Below are 20,893 nucleotides of genomic sequence, written 5' to 3'. Positions count from 1 at the left end.
CGAGTGCTCGTCGTCGAGGACGAGGAGTCCTTCTCCGACGCCCTGTCGTACATGCTCCGCAAGGAGGGCTTCGAGGTCGCCATCGCGTCCACCGGGCCCGACGGTCTCGACGAGTTCGAGCGCAACGGCGCCGACCTCGTCCTGCTCGACCTGATGCTGCCCGGCCTGCCGGGCACGGAGGTCTGCCGTCAGCTGCGCGGACGTTCCAACGTTCCGGTGATCATGGTCACCGCCAAGGACAGCGAGATCGACAAGGTCGTCGGACTGGAGATAGGGGCGGACGACTACGTCACCAAGCCCTTCTCCTCCCGCGAGCTGGTCGCCCGGATCCGGGCCGTCCTGCGCCGTCGCGGCGAGCCCGAGGAGGTCGCGCCCGCCGCGCTGGAGGCCGGACCGGTCCGGATGGACGTCGACCGCCACGTCGTCACCGTCGCGGGCTCCAAGATCGACCTCCCGCTGAAGGAGTTCGACCTCCTGGAGATGCTCCTGCGCAACGCGGGCCGCGTGCTCACCCGCATGCAGCTCATCGACCGGGTCTGGGGCGCCGACTACGTCGGTGACACCAAGACCCTCGACGTGCACGTCAAGCGGCTGCGCGCCAAGATCGAGCCCGACCCGGGCGCGCCGCGGTACCTGGTGACGGTACGAGGACTCGGCTACAAGTTCGAGCCGTAAACCGGCACAGCTCCGACGCACGAAGGGCGGCACCCCGCGCAGGGGTGCCGCCCTCTGTCGTGTCCGAGCCGTTCGTCCCGGTCGGGCGACCCGTGAGAGCCGCCCGTCAGTGACCCGCGGCCGAGTGGGAGGCCGGCGCGCTCGCCGACGCGGCGTCGGAGGCGCCCTCGGACGGCGAGGCCGACGCGCCGGGCGACTTCGACGGCTTGCCGCTCGTGGAGGGGGACGCGGAGGCGCCGGGCGCCGCCGGGACCTCGGTCGGACCCCACTCGGTGAAGTAGCTCTCGGCCGGGACGACGAAGGCCCGCAGGCTCACGTCCCCGGTCTTGCTGAAGCTGAAGGTGATCTTCTGCGCGTTGCCGTTCTTGACGGCCTCGGGAGTGCTCTCCAGGGCCGCGGAGGCGTTGCCCTTGCCGCCGAGGATGACGGAGCCGCCCGCCGGGATGGTCAGCTTGCCGGAACCCTTGGCGGGCTTGATCTTGGCGGACTCACCGGTGCCCGCGACGGTGACCGAGTCCAGGGTCTGCGCGGTGCGGCCGCCGTTGAAGACGGTCGCGGAGATGACGGCCGGGCCGGTCGACTCCTGGTCCGGCTGGGTGATGACAAGGGCGTTCTGCACCTTGATGTCACCGACGCTGGTGGCCGGGTTGTCCGGCTTGACCTGCAGTGTCTCGGCATTGTTGCCGGCACCGCACGCGGCGAGCGAGGCGATCGAGAACGCGATGGCGGCGGCGGCGAGGGCGCCGCGTCGAAGGCTGCTGCTCACGGCGGCGGCAACTCCTAGAACGTGGGCGTACGAGGGGCGGGCGGCCGTACGGCTGTAAAGCCGCCCTAAGGGTCTGTCAGCGGGCTTAGGTTACCGAGCCGTTCCCGCACCGTCGCACCCGACCCGCCTCTAGGGCCGGCCCGGTCGGTCTTCGCGGCGGCGACGCGCGAAGGCCGGCCGGGCGGGGCCGGGGGCGTGGCCCGGACGGGGTCGCGGGCCGGTCCGGGCTGCGTCCAGGTGCCGCGAGCGGCCGGTGGCGGCCCTCGGGCCCGGTCTCCCGCCCGGCACGGCGGGTAGTTGGACGGTGCACCGGTTCGCCTTTCACATAACCGCCACCAGTCGTGACTTGCGGATTTTCGGATCGGCATCGGTAACGGCGGGCAAGGAATGCGGAGGGCGCCGAAATAGTGATCACCGACCGCGATGATCAATTCGGGAAACGTCTCGTACCCGACTCCGCACACCGAACGGAGTAGCGGAAGTCGACCTTGTGGAGTCGGACAAAAGAGGACGTTCAGGCCTCTGGTGGCGACTTGGGGGGCATGTGACGTACCCGTTTCGCTCGGCCTGGACAGCGGCTCCCACCTGCGAATACCCTCTTCGGCTCGCCCCTCGCAGCACGTTCCTGTTGCGCTTGTCAAGCCCCGAGATATGCCCTGACCTGCGAAAACGCCATTCAGAAGACGCCGTATCCGTGTTACTCTGGATAGCCACGGAAGGGGTACCTGTCACATGACGTTCAAGGTTGGCGACACCGTGGTCTATCCCCATCACGGGGCCGCGCTGATCGAGGCTATCGAAACTCGCCAGATCAAAGGCGTGGACAAGACCTACTTGGTGCTGAAGGTCGCCCAGGGCGACCTGACGGTACGTGTGCCAGCGGACAATGCGGAGTTCGTCGGCGTGCGTGATGTGGTCGGTCAGGACGGGCTGGACCGGGTCTTCGAGGTGCTGCGCGCGCCGTACGCCGAGGAGCCCACGAACTGGTCGCGTCGGTACAAGGCAAATCTGGAGAAGCTCGCCTCGGGCGATGTCATCAAGGTCGCGGAAGTCGTGCGTGACCTGTGGCGTCGTGAGCGTGAGCGCGGACTCTCCGCAGGTGAGAAGCGCATGCTCGCCAAGGCCCGGCAGATCCTGGTGAGCGAGCTGGCCCTCGCGGAGAACACGAACGAGGACAAGGCGGAGGCCCTGCTCGACGAGGTCCTCGCGTCCTGACGACGGCGGTCGTCGAGCGACGGTCGTCCCGACGGCAGTGCCCGTCGAGACGACGGCCGGATTGACGCAGGCGCAAGCCTGTTCAGTGCAACGAAATGCCGCGGTGCCCGATGACGCAAGTGCTGTCGCCGGGCGCTGCGGCATGTTCGTACCCCGGGTGCCGCCGCGGTGCACGGCTCGCTGCCGCGCCTCGGCTCTTCCCGGTCACCGGCTGTTCGAAAGCACCGCCGGGTCGCGGATCATGATCCGGGCCGACCGCGCGACTTCCTCGACGGTCTCCTGCCCCGACAATCGCCACGCACCGGGTCCGGGCAGCCGACTCGACCGGATGTCACGGAAGGGGTCCGGTCAAGGCGTCGCGCCCGGCACTCCCCAACCGTCGGCCGGGGGTACGCCCAGCGCATACCCACCTCGGCCGAGCACACAAACCTGACAGGAACCGATGTCTGACGAATCGCGCCCTTCGCCTCCGGAACCCCGCACCGCGGCCGTGATTCCGGCCGCCGGCCGGGGCGTGCGCCTCGGTCCGGGCGCCCCCAAAGCACTCCGCGCGCTGAACGGCACGCCCATGCTCATCCACGCCGTGCGCGCGATGGCCGCCTCCCGCGCGGTCTCCCTCGTCGTCGTCGTGGCCCCGCCCGACGGTGCCGCCGAGGTCAGGACGCTGCTGGACGCGCACCCGCTGCCGGAGCGGACCGACTTCCTGGTCGTCCCCGGCGGGGCCAGCCGCCAGGAGTCCGTGAAGTGCGGACTCGACGCGCTGCCGGACGGCATCGACATCGTCCTCGTGCACGACGCGGCCCGGCCGCTGGTGCCCGTCGACACCGTGGACGCGGTCGTCGAGGCGGTACGGGACGGCGCTCCCGCCGTCGTACCGGCGCTCCCGCTCAGCGACACCGTCAAGCAGGTCGAACCGCGCACCGACGGCTCGCCCGAGCCGGTCGTCGCCACCCCCGAGCGGTCCCGGCTGCGGGCCGTGCAGACCCCGCAGGGATTCGACCGCGCCACCCTCGTACGCGCCCACGACAGTGCCACCGGCGAGGTGACCGACGACGCGAGCATGGTCGAGCAGCTCGGGACGCAGGTCGTGGTGGTGCCCGGGCACGAGGAGGCGTTCAAGGTGACACGCCCCCTGGACCTCGTACTCGCCGAGGCGGTCCTCGCGCGCAGGAGGCTCAACGATGGCTTCTGAGGCGCCCGGGGGACTGCCGGCGGGCGGGCCCGTGCTTCCGCGGGTGGGGATCGGCACGGACATCCACGCCTTCGAGGAGGGCCGCGAGCTGTGGTGCGCGGGGCTTCTCTGGGAGGGCGAGGGGCCCGGGCTCGCCGGGCACTCCGACGCGGACGTCGTCGCGCACGCCGCGTGCAACGCGCTGTTCTCCGCGGCGGGGCTCGGTGACCTCGGGGCGCACTTCGGGACCGGACGGCCCGAGTGGGCCGGCGCGTCCGGCGTCACGCTGCTCACGGAGGCCGCGCGCATCGTCCGGGCGGCCGGGTTCGCCGTCGGGAACGTCGCCGTGCAGGTCGTCGGGGCGCGCCCCAAGATCGGCAGGCGGCGGGACGAGGCGCAGAAGCTGTTGTCCGAGGCGGTGGGGGCGCCCGTCTCCGTGTCCGGGGCCACGACCGACGGGCTCGGCTTCCCCGGCCGGGACGAGGGGCTGATGGCGGTCGCCACCGCGCTGGTCGTACGGGTGGACTGACGCCGCGGGGCGGCGGGAGGACTCCCCCCCCTCCGCCCCGGCCCGCCCTGCCCGGCCCGTCCCGTGCCCCGGGGCTGCGCCCCCGGACCTTCCTCTCGCACTGTGCGCTCGTCCTCGAACGCCGGACGGGCCCGGCGGATGTCACGAATACGTGTGGCTCCAGGGGTAAGGGGCCCGGGGCACTGGCCGGGGACCACTACCCTGGAGGGGTGACTATTCGCCTGTACGACACCAGCGCCCGGCAGATCCGTGACTTCACCCCGCTCGTGCCGGGTTGTGTCTCGATCTACCTGTGTGGCGCCACCGTGCAGGCCGCACCGCACATCGGGCACATCCGGTCGGGTCTCAACTTCGACATCATGCGCCGCTGGTTCGAACACCGCGGCTACGACGTCACCTTCATCCGGAACGTGACCGACATCGACGACAAGATCATCGTCAAGTCGGCCGAGCAGAACCGCCCCTGGTGGTCCATCGGGTACGCCAACGAGCGTGCCTTCAACGACGGTTACGACGTGCTCGGCTGCCTGCCGCCCAGCTACGAGCCGCGCGCCACCGGGCACATCCCCGAGATGATCGAGATGATGCGCGCCCTCATCGAGCGCGGTCACGCGTACGAGGCCGACGGCAGCGTCTACTTCGACGTGCGTTCGTACCCGGAGTACCTGGCGCTGTCCAACCAGGACCTCGACGAGCTGCGCCAGCCCGCCGAGGAGGGCATCACCGGCAAGCGCGACCCACGCGACTTCGCCATGTGGAAGGCCTCCAAGCCGGGCGAGCCCGACTGGGAGACCCCGTGGGGCCGCGGGCGCCCCGGCTGGCACCTGGAGTGCTCGGCGATGGCCCACAAGTACCTGGGCAGCGCCTTCGACATCCACGGCGGCGGGATCGACCTGATCTTCCCGCACCACGAGAACGAGATCGCCCAGGCCAAGGCCTTCGGCGACGAGTTCGCGAAGTACTGGGTGCACAACGCCTGGGTCACCATGAGCGGCGAGAAGATGTCGAAGTCGCTCGGCAACTCGGTCCTGGTGAGCGAGATGGTCAAGCAGTGGCGCCCGATCGTGCTGCGCTACTACCTGGGCACCCCGCACTACCGCTCGATGATCGAGTACAGCGAAGAGGCCCTGCGCGAGGCCGAGTCGGCGTTCGCGCGCATCGAGGGCTTCGTGCAGCGCGTCGTCGAGAAGGCCGGGGGAGTCGTCGAGCCCGCCGCCGAGGTGCCGCCGGCCTTCGCCGAGGCGATGGACGACGACCTGGGCGTCCCGCAGGCGCTCGCCGTCGTGCACACCACCGTCCGCCAGGGCAACAGCGCCCTGGCCGCAGACGACAAGGAAGCCGCCGTCGCCCGCCTCGCCGAGGTCCGCGCGATGCTCGGCGTCCTCGGTCTCGACCCGCTCGACCCGCGGTGGGCCGGCGAGAGCGATAGGGGCGAGGACCTGCACGGCGTCGTCGACACCCTGGTCCGCCTCGTGCTCCAGCAGCGCGAGTCGGCGCGGGGGCGCAAGGACTGGGCGACCGCCGACGCCATCAGGGACCAGCTCAACCAGTCGGGTCTGGTCATCGAGGACGGTCCGCAGGGACCGCGCTGGACGCTCGGACCGCGCTGAGCGGCCCCGTCGACCTTGATCGATTGTGCCGCCCGGGCCTCCGGGCGGCACACTTCATATACGTACGTACGCACGCCTCACACAGACAGGTAGGTCATGGCCGCTAACAACCGCCGCATGTCCGGCAAGAAGGGCGCGCAGGTCGGCAGTGGCGGCCAGCGGCGCCGGGGCCTCGAAGGCAGGGGCCCGACCCCGCCCGCCGAGATGCGCAAGAAGCACAAGAAGAACCGCATCGCCAACGCCAAGGCGAAGCAGGACGTACGCCGGCCCGTGCAGCGCGGCCGTGGCGGCAAGGGCACGTCCGAGATGGTCGTCGGACGCAACCCCGTCGTGGAGGCGCTGCGCGAGGGTGTGCCCGCCGTCACGCTCTACGTCCAGCAGTTCATCGACAACGACGAGCGGGTGCGCGAGGCGCTCCAGCTCGCCGCGGAGCGCGGTGGCATCCACCTCATGGAGGCGCCCCGCCCCGAGCTGGACCGCATGACCAACGGGCTCAACCACCAGGGCCTCGTCCTCCAGGTCCCGCCGTACGAGTACGCGCACCCCGAGGACCTCGCCGCCGCCGCGTACGACCAGGGCGCGGACCCGCTGATCGTCGCCCTCGACGGGGTGACGGACCCGCGCAACCTCGGTGCCGTCGTCCGGTCCGTCTCCGCCTTCGGCGGCCACGGTGTCGTCGTGCCCGAGCGGCGCGCGGCCGGCATGACCGCCGGCGCCTGGAAGACGTCCGCCGGTGCCGCCGCCCGTACGCCCGTCGCCCGTGCCTCGAACCTGACGCGGGCCCTGGAGTCGTACAAGAAGGCGGGGCTCGTCGTGGTCGGCCTGGCCGCGGACGGCGAGGTCGAAGTCGGCGAACTGGAGGCCCTCGGCGGGCCGGTCGTCATCGTGGTCGGCAGCGAGGGCAAGGGCCTGTCCCGACTCGTCGGCGAGACCTGCGACTTCCGGGTGCGGATCCCCATGCCGGGCGGCACCGAATCGCTGAACGCCGGTGTGGCGGCGGGAGTCGTCCTGTACGAGGCCTCCCGACGACGCGCCTGAACAGATGTGCGCGTAACCACCCCCGTGGGGCAACCGGGATGTTCCGGATGACCTTGACGCGGTCCGGACAGATCGGCCGGGTCAAAGCAGTGTCCTAACCAGACGTCACTCGGTTAGATGAGTGTGGACACCAGAACACCCCGCACTCCCACGGGGGACCGCTCGTCGGGCTACGACGACGCTCCCGCGCTGAGCATGGTGAAGGTGCCGAGCGACCCGGCGCAGATCATCGTCAATCATGCGAGCTTCCGTGTGCAGCTCGGCGCGGCGACGCGGACCCGATCCCCACGCATCGCGCAGCACCCGGGCTCCGCCCGGGGCACGGCGCGCACCCCCGTCGTCGGTACGGCGGGTGCGGTCACGGGCGGCCAGGCCGCCGGCACGCGCCGCCGCGCCCCCGTCGTCTGGAGCGGGAAGTCCGCTCCCGACGACACCGGCGCCACCCGGCTGCTCCAGGCCGCCCGGAGCACGAGCGTGCGCCACGGCGACGACCCGACCGGCGACGCGGGCGCGACGCAGGTCATCCCCGCCGTCGGCCGCGGCCAACGGGGCGGCTACGACGCCGACATGACCGTCGAGACGGTCGAGACCCCGCTCGTGGGCAGCCAGCGGGCTCCCGCCGCCGGCGAGACGCGTCTCCTGCCGCACATGCGCCAGGTCGGCAGTGCCTATGACGAACCGGCGTACGCGGACGACCGGTTCGCGGACGCGGACCTCGACGACGAGCCCGGCCAGGACGAGGACGAGCCCCGCACCAAGCGGCACGGCGCGGACCCGGTGCGGCACGCCTACTACCCCGGCCGCCGGATGAACCTCGGCGTCGTCCTGCTCCCGCTGCGCGTCTTCCTCGGGTTCATCTCCGTCTACGCCGGCATGGGCAAGCTCTGCGACCCCGTCTACTTCGACGGCGGCAAGCGCGGCTCGATGGTCAAGTGGCTCAACTCCCTGCACCCGTGGGAAGCGGCCGAGCCGCTGCGCCAGTTCGCGCTCCAGCACCCCGTCGGCGCCGGTCTCGTCATCGCCTTTCTCCAGGTCGTCGTGGGCGTCCTCACGGTCCTGGGCCTCTGGCAGCGCGTCGCCGCCGTCGTCGGCGCCGGGCTGTCGGCCGCCCTGCTGCTCACCGTCAGCTGGAAGACGGTGCCGGCCTACGACGCGCCCGACATCATCTACCTCGCCGCCTGGTCCCCGCTCATCACCGCGGGGGCCCCGGTGTACTCCGTAGACGGACGGCTCGCGAGCGAGGCCTGGCGCAGGCTCGGGCCGCGCGCGGACATCTGGGAGCTGCGGCAGCGCGTGCTGCGCCGCGGCGCGCTCGTCACGACCGTCGTCGTCGGGCTCACCCTGCTCGTCGGCTCGCTCCTCGGCAGTGCAGTGCGTGACGCCGACCGTGTCGTCGTGCCGGGTCCCGGCGAGGCCCCGCGCAACGAGCTGCCCGGCACCCCGCTGCCGGGCGAGCCCGGCAGGCGTCACCACCGGGCCACCCCGTCCCCGTCGAAGACGCCGACCCGGGAAGCGTCCTCGACGCCCTCGGGCGTGGCGACGACGCCCGGTGCGGCGGCGACGCCCGGTACGACGGGCGGCGTCCCCAGCCAGACGCAGGGCACCAACCAGGCGCCGCCCCAGCGTTCGGCCCCGGCCCAGCAGGCACCGAGCACCAGCACGGGACCGACCTCGGGCGGCAGCACCTCCGGCGGGACCACCTCGGGCGGTACGACGGGCGGCAGTTCGGGCGGCAGCGGCTCCGGCGGCTCGGGTGGCTCCGACCGGCTGGTGGGCGGCCTTCTGGGGTGATCCTCCGGCACGTACGGCGATGGGCCCCGCACACCAGGTGTGCGGGGCCCATCGCCGTACAAGCATGGGGCCTGCGGCCGCCGCGTGCCGCTCAGCGGCCCAGGGCCGCGAGCTCCTTGGCCGCCTCCCGCAGGTCCTTAGCCGTGTCGATCGCACGCCAGTAGGCGCCCTGCGGGATGGGGAAGCCGGCCAGGCGGCGTTCGCGGGCCAGGCGCGGGAACGTGGTGCGTTCATGGTCGCCGCGCTCCGGGAGGAGGGAGGCGAACTCGGGGGAGAAGACGTAGACGCCCGCGTTGATCTCGTGCTGCGTCGGCGGTGACTCGATGAAGTCCGTGATGCGGCCGAAGCCGTCCGTCTTCACGGCGCCCCAGGGGATGCGGGGGCGGGCCAGCGCGAGGGTCGCCACCGCGTCGCGCTCGGTGTGGAAGTCCGCCATGTCGCGCAGGGAGAAGCGGGTCCAGATGTCGCCGTTCGTCGCGTACCAGGGCCGGTCCGGGTGCGGGAGGTGCGCGGCGGCGTACTTGAGGCCGCCGCCGCGGCCGAGGGGCTCCGTCTCGACGACCGTCTTGACGTTCACCGGGAGGTCGGCGGAGTCCAGCCACTGCTGCAGCACCTCGGCGAGGTGACCGCAGCTGACGACGACGTCCGTCACGCCCTCCTCGGCGAGCCAGACGAGCTGATGGCCGATGATCGGAGTCCCGGTGCCCGGGATCTCGACCATCGGCTTGGGCCGGTCGTCGGTGTAGGGACGCAGTCGCGACCCCTGTCCTCCGGCCAGGACAACGGCTTGAACGGGGCGCGACGCGGCGTTCGGATCGGTCATGCCCGAACTGTACGTGGCGCCCCGTCGGGGATTTCGATCGGCAGCCGCTCCGCGACCGGCCGTGCGGGAACGGTGCCCGGGGTGGTCCTACTGGGCCGCGAGGCCGCGGGCCACCCCCGATGCGAAGGAGGTGTCGCAGACGGGCCGGGAGAACGACTGGGCGCGCGTCGGCCCGTAGACACGGACGGCCGCCCGGCCGAGGGCGCGGGCGATGGACGAGCAGTGCTTCGCCAGCGACGGACGGCCGTTCACCGACTGTTGGAGGTGGGTGAGTGCGACGCCCGGGTCCTTCTCCTGGAGCTCCATCAGGAGTCTGTCGCGCAGGACGTCCTGCGGGGCACGGGGGGACTGACGCTTGGAGACGTCGGTCGAGGAGGCGGTGAGCACCGAGTCCGAGGAGTTCCCCGACCAGTTGACTCGGGTGACCGCGAGGGTCCCGGAGAGCACCAGGACGACAGGCAGAACGAGGGCGAGGGTGCGGCCGATCCGGCGAGCGGGGCCACGGCCACGCCGGGTCTGTTGGGTAGTGGTGGAGTGCTTCACGCGAGTGAGGGTAGCGCGGGGTGATGATTTGGCGACATTTAGTCACCGATTCGAGGGACGGGAAAGGAGAGGATTCCGGGTGCCGTGTTGACGTACAGGGATCGAAATGACCGCTCTGCCGGGGTATTTGTCGACAACGGAAAGGGCCCCGCAGCAGGCTGCGGGGCCCTTTCCGTCAACTCGGGTGAATTCACTCTTCCCGGGGGGTTGGAGCGGCCTCAGTCGGTGAGGCGCTCGCCCGTGGAGGTCGAGAACACGTGGGTCTCGCCCGGACGCGGGATCACGTGCAGCGTGGCGCCCTTGGCCGGGACGGCGCGGCCGCTCACGCGGACGACGAGGTCCGTGAGCTGGCCGTCGACCTCGGCGCTGCCGTAGACGTAGCCGTCGGCGCCGAGCTCCTCCACGACGTTCACGGAGACGGCCAGGCCGGCCGGGGCGTCCTCGGTGGCCTTGGACAGGGAGGCCGCCGCGTGGCCGCCGCCCTGCTCGACGATGTCGAAGTGCTCCGGGCGCACGCCGACGGTGACCGTGCGGTCGCCCTTGTCGGCGGCGGCCTTGAGGGCGTCGCGGTTCACCGGCACGACGCTGTTGCCGAACTTCACACCGCCGTCGGTGATCGGGACCTCGACGAGGTTCATGGCGGGGGAGCCGATGAACCCGGCGACGAACAGGTTCGCCGGACGGTCGTACATGTTGCGCGGGGAGTCGACCTGCTGGAGCAGACCGTCCTTGAGCACGGCCACGCGGTCGCCCATGGTCATGGCCTCGACCTGGTCGTGGGTGACGTACACGGTGGTGATGCCGAGGCGGCGCTGGAGGCTCGCGATCTGCGTACGCGTGGAGACGCGGAGCTTGGCGTCCAGGTTCGACAGCGGCTCGTCCATGAGGAAGACCTGGGGCTCGCGCACGATGGCGCGGCCCATGGCCACACGCTGGCGCTGACCGCCGGAGAGCGCCTTCGGCTTGCGGCCGAGGTACTCGGTGAGGTCGAGGATCTTCGCCGCGTCCTCGACCTTCTGGCGGATCTCGGTCTTGTTGACGCCGGCGATCTTGAGCGCGAAGCCCATGTTGTCGGCGACCGTCATGTGCGGGTACAGCGCGTAGTTCTGGAACACCATGGCGATGTCCCGGTCCTTGGGCGGCAGGTGCGTGACGTCGCGGTCGCCGATGCGGATGGCGCCGCCGTTCACGTCCTCGAGCCCCGCGAGCATGCGGAGCGAGGTGGACTTGCCGCAGCCGGAGGGACCGACGAGGACGAGGAACTCGCCGTCCTCGATGTCGATCTCCAGAGCATCGACGGCGGGCTTCGTGGAACCCGGGTAGATCCGGGTCGCCTTGTCGAACGAGACAGTGGCCATGGTGAGGGGCCCCCTTCACCGGCAGGAACGTGCCGGACGATCCGTTGTAAAGGTGGTGAACCGCTACGGAACGTTCCGTAGTGGTGTAGTCCACACGAGTGAACTGGGTCAGGACGCTACCTGGCGTTCACCGGATCTGTCAGTACTCCGGAGCCGATGAAGTTCGCGGAAATAGTCGACGGACCCCCGCGGTGACGTGGGTACACTGCACGGGCGTGCCCGCACGCACCACCGGCACGCACGCGTGCAGGCCTCCTTAGCTCAGCTGGTCAGAGCGCCGCTCTTGTAAAGCGAAGGTCGTCGGTTCGAATCCGACAGGGGGCTCCGGTTCGACAGGCCCCGGCCGGCAGCTGCCGGCCGGGGCCTTCGCGTGCGGGTGCGGGAGCCGCACGTCACGACGCCCGGGGAACGGAGCACGAGGATGCAGCGGGTCGCGGTACGCAGGAACGCGGAGCCGGTCGTGGAGGCCGCGCGGGCCGGCCTGGGCGGTTGTGACCACGTCGACGCCGTGGCGGTGGACATCGCACCCGGCGTCACCGCGGTCGACTTCACCCGGCGCATGCTGGGCTCGTCCCCGCGCTGGGTGCGGTGGCTGCTCGCGGTCCGGGACGTGGCCGTGGCGCCGTTCGGTCTCAAGCGGCGGGAACGGAGTGCGTCCGCGGCCTTCACGGTCGGCGCCAGAATCGGTCCGATGCGCCTGATCAGCGTCACCGACGACGAGGTCCTGGCGGGCGACGACGACAAGCACCTGAGCTTCCGCTGCTCCTTCGCCGTCCGGCGGGGACCGCACGGTCCCGAGGCCGTGTGCACGACTGTCGTCCGTTACCACCGCCGGGCTGGCCGCCTGTACTTCCGGGCGATCGAGCCCTTCCACCACGCCGTCGTCGCGGGACTCGTCAGGCGAGGAGCGCGGGGCGGGACACGGGACGGCTCGGCCGCGGGCTGACCGTACGGCGGAGCGGCGGCCGTGCGCCCCCCCCCGCCGTGTCGGCGCCGCCGGGGGGTGAGGCGCCGTCAGTGGCGGCCGGCCACCCGGTCCGCCAGCCGCGCCAGCCGGGACGACTCGGCGCTGTGCGTGGTCAGTTCGCGACGGTCCGCCGTCCGGTAGGTCGCGTACATGCCGTGGACGCCGACGAACCGGAACGGCTCCGGCTCCCACTTGCGGACCCGGTGGCCGACCCAGGGCAGGGCGGTGAGGCCGGTGGGGCCCGCCTGGCCGGAGTCGTGCTGGACGAGGTCGCGCAGGGTGCGGGCGGCGAGGTTGGCGGTGGCGACGCCCGAGCCGACGTAGCCGCCCGCCCAGCCGAGGCCGGTGGAGCGGTCAAGGGTGACCGTGGCGCACCAGTCGCGCGGGACGCCGAGGACCCCCGACCACGCGTGCTCCACCCGCACCGCGGCCAGCGACGGGAAGAAGCGGACGAGGATCTCGTGCAGGGCCTCGACGGTCGCCCGCTGCGTCCGGCCGTCGTTGTCGGTGCGTGAGCCGAAGCGGTACGGGACGCCGCGCCCGCCGAGGGCGATGCGGCCGTCCGCGGTGCGCTGGGCGTACATGTACGCGTGCGCCATGTCGCCGAGCGTCTCGCGGCCCGCCCAGCCGATGGACTCCCACTGGGCGTCGGTCAGCGGCTCGGTCGCGATCATCGAGGAGTTCATGGGGAGCCAGGTCCGCCGCTGGCCCTTCAGGGACGCGGTGAAGCCCTCCGTGCAGCGCAGGACGTAGGGCGCGCGGACCGTACCGTACGGGGTCACCGCGTGCTGGGGGCGGATCTCGGTGACCGGTGTCTGCTCGTAAATGGTGACGCCGAGCGCCTCGACCGCGGCGGCCAGCCCCTTGAGCAGCTTCACCGGGTGCAGCCGCGCCCCGTGCGGGGTCCAGGTGGAGCCGACGGCGTCCGCGACCCGGACGCGTCCGGCGGTCTCCCGGGCGCCGTACAGCTCGCGGTCCTTCTCGCCGTAGGACAGCTCGGTGGCGTGGAAGGCCTTCAGGCGGGCCAACTGGGCGGGGGTGTAAGCCACTTCGAGGACGCCGCCCTGATGGATGTCGGCGTCGATGCCCTCCTCGGCGGCCACCCGGACGACCTCGCCGACGGTCTCGTTCATCGCCTGCTGGAGGTGTACGGCCGCGTCGTGGCCGTGGAGCTTCGCGTACCGGTCGCGGCCCGCGATGCCGTTGTAGAGCCAGCCGCCGTTGCGCCCCGAGGCGCCGTAGCCGCAGAACTTCTGCTCCAGGACGGTGATGCGCAGGAAGGGCGCCGCCTTCTTCAGGTAGTACGCGGTCCACAGGCCCGTGTAGCCGCCGCCGACGATCACCACGTCGGCCGACGCGTCCCCGGGCAGCGGCTCGCGCGGGGCGGGGAGACCGTCCTGCGCGTACCAGAACGAGATGCCGCCGTTCACGGTGGCTGCGGTGCTTGCGCTGCTCGCGGGCCTGCTGCTCATGGCCGGGACGTTAACCCCTGCGGACCGCCGGTGTCTCCTTCGGATTTCGTGCTCTTTCGCAGCTCCGCGGCCGTCCGGACGCCTTCGCGGCGCCCGGGCGACCGCCCGGCGGGGCCTGACGTAGCCTGCCCGCATGATTCGTACCGCGACCCCCTCCGACGTCCCCGTCATCCACGCGATGATCCTTGAACTGGCCGAGTACGAGAAGGCGGTGCACGAGGTCCGGGCGACCGAACGGCAGCTGCACGAGGCGCTGTTCGGGGAGCGGCCCGCCGCGTTCGCGCACATCGCCGAGGAGGCGGGCGAGGCGGCCGGGTTCGCGCTGTGGTTCCTGAACTTCTCCACCTGGCGCGGGGTGCACGGGATCTACCTTGAGGACCTGTACGTGCGGCCCGCCGCGCGCCGCGGCGGCCACGGCAGGGCGCTGCTCACCGAACTGGCGCGGATCTGCGTGGAGCGCGGCTACGAGCGGCTGGAGTGGTCGGTGCTGAACTGGAACCGTCCGGCCGTCGAGTTCTACGAGTCGCTGGGCGCCCGGCCGCAGGACGAGTGGACGGTGTACCGGCTGACGGACGACTCGCTCGCGAAGCTCGGCGCGCGGGACTGACCCCGACGCCGCCACCGGCGGGCCGGGGCCGGTCAGGGTTCCAGCACCACCTTGCCGACGGTGCCCCGGTTCTCCAGGGCGCGATGGGCGGCGGCCGCCTCCGCGAGCGGGAAGCGCTGCACGGCGGGGGTCAGACGCCCGGCGGCGGCCTCGGCGAGGGCGCGCAGCTCCAGTGTGCGCAGCGGATCGGGACCGCCCGCCCTGCGCAGCATGACCGGGCCGAGCACCTGCTCCGACACCCCGTCGACGAGGTACGGGCCGCCGTTCTTCACGCCCTCGCCGGACCAGCCGAAGACGAGGTGCCGGCCGCCGGGACCCAGCAGGCCGACGGCGGCCCGGGCGACGTCGCCGCCGACCCCGTCCAGGACGAGGGTGGCCGTGCGGTCCTCCAGGCCGGCGCGGACCCGCTCCGGCCAGTCCGCGTCCCGGTAGTCCACGGCCAGGTCGGCGCCGTTGGCCAGGACCCGGGCCACCTTCCCGGGGCCGCCCGCCAGGCCGACGACGGTGGCGCCCGCGTTCTTCGCGTACTGCATGGGGAGACCGAGAGGTGCGCGGGGAGCCCGGGGCCGCTGTCAGTGGCGGGGTGCAGCATGGGGGCATGGTGCGGAGAGCGGCGGGTGCGGCGGGCAGGGCGAGCGGGCGCGGCAAGGGGGCGCGGCGGCCCGAGGTGCGGCTGCCGCCGCTCGACGCGTACGCGGGCGGGGGGCTGGAGCGCGACGGGGACTACGACGGGCTGGAGTTCCGGGAGGCGGACTTCGCCGGACAGGACGGCGGGGGAGCCCGCTTCATGGACTGCGCGCTGACGGACTGCGCGCTGGACGAGACGCGGCTGGCGCACGTGCGCGTGCTGGACTCCGTCCTCACCGGCGTGCGGGGGGTGGGCACGGATCTCGCCGAGGCGACGCTGCGTGACGTCGAGGTGCTGGACGCCCGGATGGGCGGAGTGCAGCTGCACGGCTCGGTGCTGGAGCGGGTGCTGGTGCGCGGGGGCAAGATCGACTACCTGAATCTGCGCCGGGCCCGGCTCCGGGACGTGGTCTTCGAGGGGTGCGTCCTGGTCGAGCCCGACTTCGGCGGCGCCACACTGGAGCGCGTGGAGTTCGCCGGCTGTGTGCTGAAGGGGGCCGACTTCAGCGCGGCGACCCTGAAGGACGTCGACCTGCGGGGGGCGGCGGAGCTGGACATCGCGCGCGGGGTGGACCAGCTGGCGGGCGCGGTCGTCAGCCCGGCCCAGCTGATGGACCTGGCACCGCTGCTTGCGGCCGAGCTGGGGCTCAGGGTGGCGGGCATCGGCCAGGAGTGAGAGCGGGCGCGGTCCGGGTGTCCCGTCACCGTCACCGTCACTGTCCCGGGAAGGGCGTACGCGGTCTCGGGTGCGGCCGGGCGTCCGTCACGGACGGGCGTACGCGGTGTCAGCCGACCCGGGGGAAGCGGGCCTGGAGCGTCCAGACCGCCGGGTTGTCGGCCAGGCCCTCGTGCAGGTCGGTGAGGTCGGCGAGCAGGTCGTGCAGGAAGTCGCGGGCCTCGCGGCGCAGTTCGGCGTGGGAGAAGGTCAGCGGCGCCTCCTCGACGTGCATCCAGTCGGCCTCGATGTCGACCCAGCCGAAGCGCCGCTCGAAGAGCATCCGGTCCGTGGACTCGGTGAAGTCGAGCTCGGCGTGCTGCGGGCGGGAGGCGCGGCTGCCGCGCGGGTCCCGGTCGAGCTGCTCCACGATGTCGCACAGCGCCCAGGCGAAGTCGAGCACCGGCACCCATCCCCAGGCTGTGGACAGCTCGCGGTCCGCCTCGGTGTCGGCGAGGTAGACGTCACCGCAGAACAGGTCGTGCCGCAGCGCGCGGACGTCCGCGCGGCGGTAGTCGGTCTGCGGGGGGTCGGGGAAGCGGTTGGAGAGGGCGTAGCCGATGTCGAGCACGTAGGTGATGGTGTCACGCCCTCGTAGGATCACGGACGTGCCCCGATCTTCCGCCCGCGCACCCTTCGCCCTGGCCGCGGCCCTGTTCCTCACCGCGTGCGGCGGCGGTGTCCAGGGCACCCCCGGGGCGCCGGGCGTCCGCGACCCGTACTTCCCGAAGGCGGGAAACGGCGGCTACGACGTCACGCACTACGGCCTGGCCCTCTCGTACGACCCCGGGAGCCGTGAGCTCACCGGCAGGGCCGAGATCACGGCGCGCGCGACGCAGGACCTCAGTGCGTTCAACCTGGACCTGAAGGGGCTGGACGTCGGGAGCGTCAGCGTCGAGGGGCGCGGCGCCCGCTGGAGCCGCACCGGCCAGGAGCTGACGGTGCGCCCGCCCGACGACCTGGACCGGGGCGAGACGTTCCACGTGCGGGTCGGCTACTCGGGCACACCGGAGACGATCACCGACCCGGACGGCTCGGAGGAGGGCTGGCTGCGGACGGCCGACGGTGCCCTGGCCCTCGGCGAGCCCACCGGGTCGGCGGCCTGGTTCCCGGGCAGCCACCACCCCTGCGACAAGGCGTCGTACGACATCGCGGTCACCGTCCCGGCGGGGCTGCGGGCGGTCTCCAACGGCGAGCTGAGGAGCGAGACGTCCGGGAAGGGCCGCAGCACGTTCCGCTGGCACACGGCGGAGCCGATGGCGAGCTACCTGGCCATGGTCGCGATCGGCAGGTACGACATCCGGCGGTCGACGACGAAGAGCGGACTGCCGCTGTACGTCGCGGTCGACCCCGCCGAGGCGAAGGCGAGCGCGAAGGTGCTGGCGCGGCTGCCGGAGATCCTCGCCTGGGAGGAGGACGCCTTCGGCCCGTACCCCTTCTCCTCCGCGGGCGCGGTCGTCGACGACGCGGACGGCGTGGGCTACGCCCTGGAGACCCAGACCCGCCCCGTCTTCCCCGGCGCCCCCGACACCGGGACCCTCGTCCACGAGCTGGCCCACCAGTGGTTCGGCGACTCGGTCACCCCCGAGTCCTGGCGGGACATGTGGCTCAACGAGGGGTTCGCGACCTACGCGGAGTGGCTCTGGGAGGAGGAGCACGGCGGCGACACGGCGGACGAGACCTTCGACGCCCTCTACCGGGGCGACTACTACGACGACCCCGCGGCCGGCGAGGCGGTCTGGGCCTTCCCGCCCGCGCGGCCGTCCGGCGCCGCCCACATCTCCGACAGCCCGGTCTACGAGCGCGGCGCCATGGTCCTCCACAAGATCCGCGAGACCGTCGGCGACACCGCCTTCCGCGGCATCGTCCGGGGCTGGGCCGCCGCCCACCGGCACGGCAACGCCGGCACCGCGGACTTCACGGCCTACGTCGAGAAGAAGGCGCCGGGCCGGGACTTCGACGTGATCTGGCGGGACTGGCTGTACGGGGACGGCAGACCGAGCCGCCGGTGAGCACGGCTGAGCCTTCGGCCACCGGACCGCGTGAGCACCCTCCGGGACGTGGCGTCAGCGCGGCTGCAGCGCACCGGCGTGGTCGGGGGAGTGGTCGAGGACCTTGCGCAACACCGCGCAGGGGCGGCCCTGTTGCAGATCCCTGCGGTGGTCGATGACCTCGTAGCCGAGGGCGGTCCAGAAGGCGAGCGCCCGCGGGTTGTTGTCGAGGACGGCCAGGCGCACGGCCCTGCGGCCCGACGCGCGCACGCGCTCCTCGACGAGCGAGGCCAGCTGCCGTCCGTGTCCTCGGCGCTGTTCGCGGGCGTCCACCAGAAGCAGGCCGATCCACGGATCGGGGTCGGCCGGGTCGGGGTGGTGCGCGAGGGTGATCGCGACGCCGAGGAGCCGTCCGGCGCCGCGGGCGAGCAGCACCTCCACGTCCGGGTGGGCCAGCTCGTCGGCGAGCGCCTGCGCGACCTGCTCCACGCGGATGTCGTCGGCGTCCGGGAAGTCCCCGCTCAGGGCGTAGAAGTCACGGTTGGAGGCGTAGAGAGCGGTCAGTTCCGTGAGGAGCGGGGCGGGGAGGTCGCGGTCGGGTGTGAGGCGAAGGGATTCGAGGATCACGGGGGCAAACTACCGCCGCGCGGCGGGCGCGGCGGGGATGCGCGGGCGGGCCGGGCACGCGGAAGCCCCCGGCCGGACGGCCGGGGGCTTCCGCGATCACACACGGGCGGGTCAGACGCTCACGCCGAAGTCCTGGGCGATGCCGGCCAGACCCGACGCGTAGCCCTGGCCGACCGCGCGGAACTTCCACTCGGCGCCGTTGCGGTAGAGCTCGCCGAAGACCATGGCCGTCTCCGTCGCCGCGTCCTCGGACAGGTCGTAGCGGGCGATCTCCGCGCCGCCTGCCTGGTTCACGATGCGGATGTAGGCGTTGCGGACCTGGCCGAAGTTCTGCGAGCGGGTCTCGGCGTCGTAGATCGAGACCGGGAAGACGATCTTCTCGACGTCGGCCGGGAGACCGGCCAGATTGACGTTGATCGCCTCGTCGTCGCCCGCGCCCTCACCCGTGCGGTTGTCACCGGTGTGGACGATGGTCTGGTCCGGGGTCTGCTTGTTGTTGAAGAAGACGAAGTGGCCGTCCGAGTAGACCTTGCCCTGCGGGTTGACCGCGATGGCCGAGGCGTCGAGGTCGAAGTCGGTGCCGGTGGTGCTGCGGACGTCCCAGCCGAGGCCCACGGTGACGGCGGTCAGGCCCGGAGCCTCCTTGGTGAGCGAGACGTTGCCACCCTTGGACAGGCTTACAGCCATTGTTGGGAGTCCCTTCCCTCGTTACGTACGTGCTCGGTGCCCGTACGCATGGGCTTCGTACGGGCACGAAGCTACAGCTACCCCTATGAACGTCGAGGGGGGCGCCCGAGGTTCCAGGTGTCTTTGCTTTCTTTACCCGAAGGGCCGTACGGCTCCGAAAAACGGGTGACGCGGACCGGACGGGCAAGCGACCATGGACCCCATGTCCGGTCCCTACGTCGTCCGCGGCTCCGTCTCCCTTCCCGAGGCCGAGCTCATGTGGCGTTTCTCGCGCTCCTCCGGACCCGGTGGGCAGCACGTCAACACCAGCGACTCCCAGGTGGAGCTCCGGTTCGACCTCGCGAAGACCGAGGCGCTGCCGCCGGTGTGGAAGGAGCGCGCCCTGGACAGGCTGGCCGGGCGCCTCGTCGACGGGGTCATCAGCGTGCGGGCCTCCGAGCACCGGTCGCAGTGGCGCAACCGCGAGACCGCGGCCGTACGGCTCGCCTCGCTGCTCGCCGAGGCGAGCGCGCCCCCGCCCAAGCCCCGCCGGGCGACCCGTATCCCGCGGGGCATCAACGAACGCCGGCTGCGCGAGAAGAAGCAGCGCTCCGACACCAAGCGGGGCCGTACGGGGCGGGACTGGGGCTGATGAGCGGGGGCGCCGTTCCCGGGAGCGTTCCGGCGGGGAGCGCCGGCCGGGAGAGCGACCTCCTCGCCGAGCGGTTCCAGTCGCACCGCGGACGGCTGCGCGCCGTCGCCTACCGCATGCTCGGTTCACTCACCGAGGCCGAGGACGCCGTCCAGGAGACCTGGTTCAAGCTCAGCCGCACCGACGCCGCCGCGCTCGACAACCTCGGCGGGTGGCTGACGACCGTCGTGGGCCGGGTCTGCCTCGACATGCTGCGCGCGCGCCGGAGCCGCGCCGAGGAACTCACCGAGGAGCCCGGCCTGCGCATGCCGGAGCCGGTGCTCAGCCCGGTGGGCGGGGCCGACCCCGAGCAGCAGGCGCTGCTCGCCGACTCGCTCGGCCTCGCCCTGCTCGTCGTCCTGGAGAACCTGGCGCCCGCCGAGCGGCTCGCGTTCGTGCTGCACGACCTGTTCGCCGTGCCCTTCGAGGAGATCGCGCCCCTCGTCGGCCGTACGCCGGCGGCGGCCCGGCAGCTCGCCAGCCGTGCCCGGCGCCGGGTCCGGGGCGGGGCACCGGTCCCCGACGCCGACCTGAGCCGGCAGCGCGCGGCCGTCGACGCCTTCCTGGCCGCCGCGCGCGACGGGGACCTCGACGCGCTGGTCGCCGTGCTCGACCCCGACGTGGTCGCCCGCTCCGAGGCGGGCGTGCGCAGCGGTGCGAAGGCGGTGTCCGCGGGGGCGAGCGGTTTCGCCCACCTCGCCCGCATCGCGCGGCCCGCCCTGGTCAACGGGGTCGCGGGGGCCGTCGTGATCACCGAGGGGCGCGCGGTCGCCGTGCTGGCGTTCACCGTCACGAAGGGGCGGATCGCCGCGATCGACATCCTCCGGGGCCCGGAGCGGCTCGCGGGTCTCGACGTGACGGCCTTCGGCGGCTAGGGCCTGTCGTTTGGATCAGGCTGGCTGTGACCGACGGTTCGTCCTGACCGACCCGAGCGGGGTCTGTCGCGTGCAGCTGCAAGGCGGAGGAGGGAGTCGACGCGGAGCGTCGGCGACCGACGACAACGCCGCAGAT

General features: G+C 72.3%; 21 protein-coding genes, 1 tRNA gene and 1 pseudogene. 14 read left to right on the top strand and 9 right to left on the bottom strand.

Going from position 1 to position 20,893, the window contains the following annotated elements:
• Positions 1-3 precede the first annotated feature (3 nt).
• Complete coding sequence (gene phoP, locus AC069T_RS21515) at positions 4-675, top strand: two-component system response regulator PhoP (RefSeq protein WP_478784353.1); 672 nt, start codon at positions 4-6, stop codon at positions 673-675.
• Positions 676-781: 106 nt separating this feature from the next.
• On the opposite strand, the gene AC069T_RS21510 is transcribed toward phoP, so the two are convergent.
• Positions 782-1,441, bottom strand: a complete 660-nt coding sequence (locus AC069T_RS21510; protein ID WP_478784276.1) for a copper chaperone PCu(A)C domain-containing protein — start codon at positions 1,439-1,441, stop codon at positions 782-784.
• Between the two features lie 732 nt (positions 1,442-2,173).
• Here AC069T_RS21510 and AC069T_RS21505 point away from each other — a divergent pair.
• The 6 genes from AC069T_RS21505 to AC069T_RS21480 all read left to right on the top strand — a co-directional run bounded on the left by AC069T_RS21505 (position 2,174) and on the right by AC069T_RS21480 (position 8,795).
• Positions 2,174-2,656 (top strand): CarD family transcriptional regulator, encoded by a 483-nt coding sequence (locus tag AC069T_RS21505; protein WP_003953493.1) that lies wholly within the window; start codon positions 2,174-2,176, stop codon positions 2,654-2,656.
• 442 nt (positions 2,657-3,098) lie between these two features.
• Entirely contained in the window at positions 3,099-3,848 is a 750-nt protein-coding gene (gene ispD, locus AC069T_RS21500; protein ID WP_478784275.1) for a 2-C-methyl-D-erythritol 4-phosphate cytidylyltransferase, read from the top strand.
• Positions 3,838-4,356: a 2-C-methyl-D-erythritol 2,4-cyclodiphosphate synthase gene (gene ispF, locus AC069T_RS21495; protein WP_478784274.1), complete on the top strand. Its 519-nt coding sequence runs from the start codon at positions 3,838-3,840 to the stop codon at positions 4,354-4,356. The genes ispD and ispF overlap by 11 nt, the downstream gene beginning before the upstream one ends.
• 209 nt (positions 4,357-4,565) lie before the next feature.
• Positions 4,566-5,966 carry a cysteine--tRNA ligase gene (gene cysS, locus AC069T_RS21490; RefSeq protein ID WP_478784273.1) on the top strand — a complete coding sequence of 467 codons (1,401 nt, stop codon included), beginning with the start codon at positions 4,566-4,568 and terminating at the stop codon, positions 5,964-5,966.
• Between the two features lie 96 nt (positions 5,967-6,062).
• Complete coding sequence (gene rlmB / locus AC069T_RS21485) at positions 6,063-7,004, top strand: 23S rRNA (guanosine(2251)-2'-O)-methyltransferase RlmB (protein WP_478784272.1); 942 nt, start codon at positions 6,063-6,065, stop codon at positions 7,002-7,004.
• A gap of 117 nt (positions 7,005-7,121) precedes the next feature.
• Complete coding sequence (locus AC069T_RS21480; protein WP_478784271.1) at positions 7,122-8,795, top strand: DoxX family membrane protein; 1,674 nt, start codon at positions 7,122-7,124, stop codon at positions 8,793-8,795.
• A gap of 91 nt (positions 8,796-8,886) precedes the next feature.
• Here the strand turns inward: AC069T_RS21480 and AC069T_RS21475 are convergent, their stop codons facing one another.
• The 3 genes from AC069T_RS21475 to AC069T_RS21465 all read right to left on the bottom strand — a co-directional run bounded on the left by AC069T_RS21475 (position 8,887) and on the right by AC069T_RS21465 (position 11,519).
• The gene (locus AC069T_RS21475) at positions 8,887-9,618 is read right to left on the bottom strand and encodes a nucleotidyltransferase family protein (RefSeq protein ID WP_476754402.1); all 732 of its coding nucleotides are present in this window, start codon (positions 9,616-9,618) and stop codon (positions 8,887-8,889) included.
• An 87-nt stretch (positions 9,619-9,705) separates the two neighbouring features.
• Positions 9,706-10,161, bottom strand: a complete 456-nt coding sequence (locus AC069T_RS21470; RefSeq protein ID WP_358855539.1) for a hypothetical protein — start codon at positions 10,159-10,161, stop codon at positions 9,706-9,708.
• 218 nt (positions 10,162-10,379) lie between these two features.
• Entirely contained in the window at positions 10,380-11,519 is a 1,140-nt protein-coding gene (locus tag AC069T_RS21465; RefSeq protein WP_478784270.1) for an ABC transporter ATP-binding protein, read from the bottom strand.
• Between the two features lie 250 nt (positions 11,520-11,769).
• On the opposite strand from AC069T_RS21465, the gene AC069T_RS21460 reads away from it, so the two are divergent.
• Positions 11,770-11,843: transfer RNA gene (locus AC069T_RS21460), tRNA-Thr, on the top strand.
• Positions 11,844-11,940: 97 nt separating this feature from the next.
• A complete protein-coding gene (locus tag AC069T_RS21455; protein WP_478784269.1) occupies positions 11,941-12,465 on the top strand; it encodes a DUF2867 domain-containing protein in 525 nt (174 codons plus the stop codon).
• A gap of 68 nt (positions 12,466-12,533) precedes the next feature.
• On the opposite strand, the gene AC069T_RS21450 is transcribed toward AC069T_RS21455, so the two are convergent.
• A complete protein-coding gene (locus tag AC069T_RS21450; RefSeq protein ID WP_478784268.1) occupies positions 12,534-13,958 on the bottom strand; it encodes an NAD(P)/FAD-dependent oxidoreductase in 1,425 nt (474 codons plus the stop codon).
• Positions 13,959-14,091: 133 nt separating this feature from the next.
• Between AC069T_RS21450 and AC069T_RS21445 the strand changes: the two genes are divergently transcribed.
• On the top strand, positions 14,092-14,565 hold the full coding sequence (locus AC069T_RS21445; protein ID WP_478784267.1) for an N-acetyltransferase family protein: 474 nt from the start codon (positions 14,092-14,094) through the stop codon (positions 14,563-14,565).
• A gap of 32 nt (positions 14,566-14,597) precedes the next feature.
• Here the strand turns inward: AC069T_RS21445 and AC069T_RS21440 are convergent.
• Positions 14,598-15,104, bottom strand: a pseudogene (locus tag AC069T_RS21440) (zinc-binding dehydrogenase); the annotation flags it as partial.
• A gap of 59 nt (positions 15,105-15,163) precedes the next feature.
• On the opposite strand from AC069T_RS21440, the gene AC069T_RS21435 reads away from it, so the two are divergent.
• On the top strand, positions 15,164-15,868 hold the full coding sequence (locus tag AC069T_RS21435) for a pentapeptide repeat-containing protein (protein WP_478784266.1): 705 nt from the start codon (positions 15,164-15,166) through the stop codon (positions 15,866-15,868).
• Positions 15,869-15,977: 109 nt separating this feature from the next.
• Here AC069T_RS21435 and AC069T_RS21430 read toward each other — a convergent pair whose 3' ends face one another.
• Complete coding sequence (locus AC069T_RS21430) at positions 15,978-16,478, bottom strand: hypothetical protein (protein WP_476754744.1); 501 nt, start codon at positions 16,476-16,478, stop codon at positions 15,978-15,980.
• A 7-nt stretch (positions 16,479-16,485) separates the two neighbouring features.
• On the opposite strand from AC069T_RS21430, the gene AC069T_RS21425 reads away from it, so the two are divergent.
• Positions 16,486-17,919 carry a M1 family metallopeptidase gene (locus AC069T_RS21425; RefSeq protein ID WP_478784265.1) on the top strand — a complete coding sequence of 478 codons (1,434 nt, stop codon included), beginning with the start codon at positions 16,486-16,488 and terminating at the stop codon, positions 17,917-17,919.
• A gap of 54 nt (positions 17,920-17,973) precedes the next feature.
• Here the strand turns inward: AC069T_RS21425 and AC069T_RS21420 are convergent, their stop codons facing one another.
• Together AC069T_RS21420 and AC069T_RS21415 are read right to left on the bottom strand one after the other, a co-directional pair.
• On the bottom strand, positions 17,974-18,525 hold the full coding sequence (locus tag AC069T_RS21420) for a GNAT family N-acetyltransferase (RefSeq protein WP_478784264.1): 552 nt from the start codon (positions 18,523-18,525) through the stop codon (positions 17,974-17,976).
• 111 nt (positions 18,526-18,636) lie between these two features.
• Positions 18,637-19,212, bottom strand: coding sequence for a TerD family protein (locus tag AC069T_RS21415; RefSeq protein WP_358855230.1), 576 nt, complete (start codon positions 19,210-19,212; stop codon positions 18,637-18,639).
• Between the two features lie 193 nt (positions 19,213-19,405).
• Here AC069T_RS21415 and arfB point away from each other — a divergent pair, with 193 nt between their 5' ends.
• Both arfB and AC069T_RS21405 read left to right on the top strand, forming a co-directional pair.
• A complete protein-coding gene (gene arfB / locus AC069T_RS21410; RefSeq protein ID WP_358855231.1) occupies positions 19,406-19,843 on the top strand; it encodes an alternative ribosome rescue aminoacyl-tRNA hydrolase ArfB in 438 nt (145 codons plus the stop codon).
• A complete protein-coding gene (locus tag AC069T_RS21405; RefSeq protein ID WP_478784263.1) occupies positions 19,843-20,757 on the top strand; it encodes a sigma-70 family RNA polymerase sigma factor in 915 nt (304 codons plus the stop codon). The genes arfB and AC069T_RS21405 overlap by 1 nt, the downstream gene beginning before the upstream one ends.
• Positions 20,758-20,893: the final 136 nt, after the last annotated feature.

Source organism: Streptomyces sp. NPDC043867, from assembly GCF_056435845.1.
Note: the sequence above shows the minus strand (reverse complement) of the source record. Positions and strands in the feature narration are given on the sequence as shown.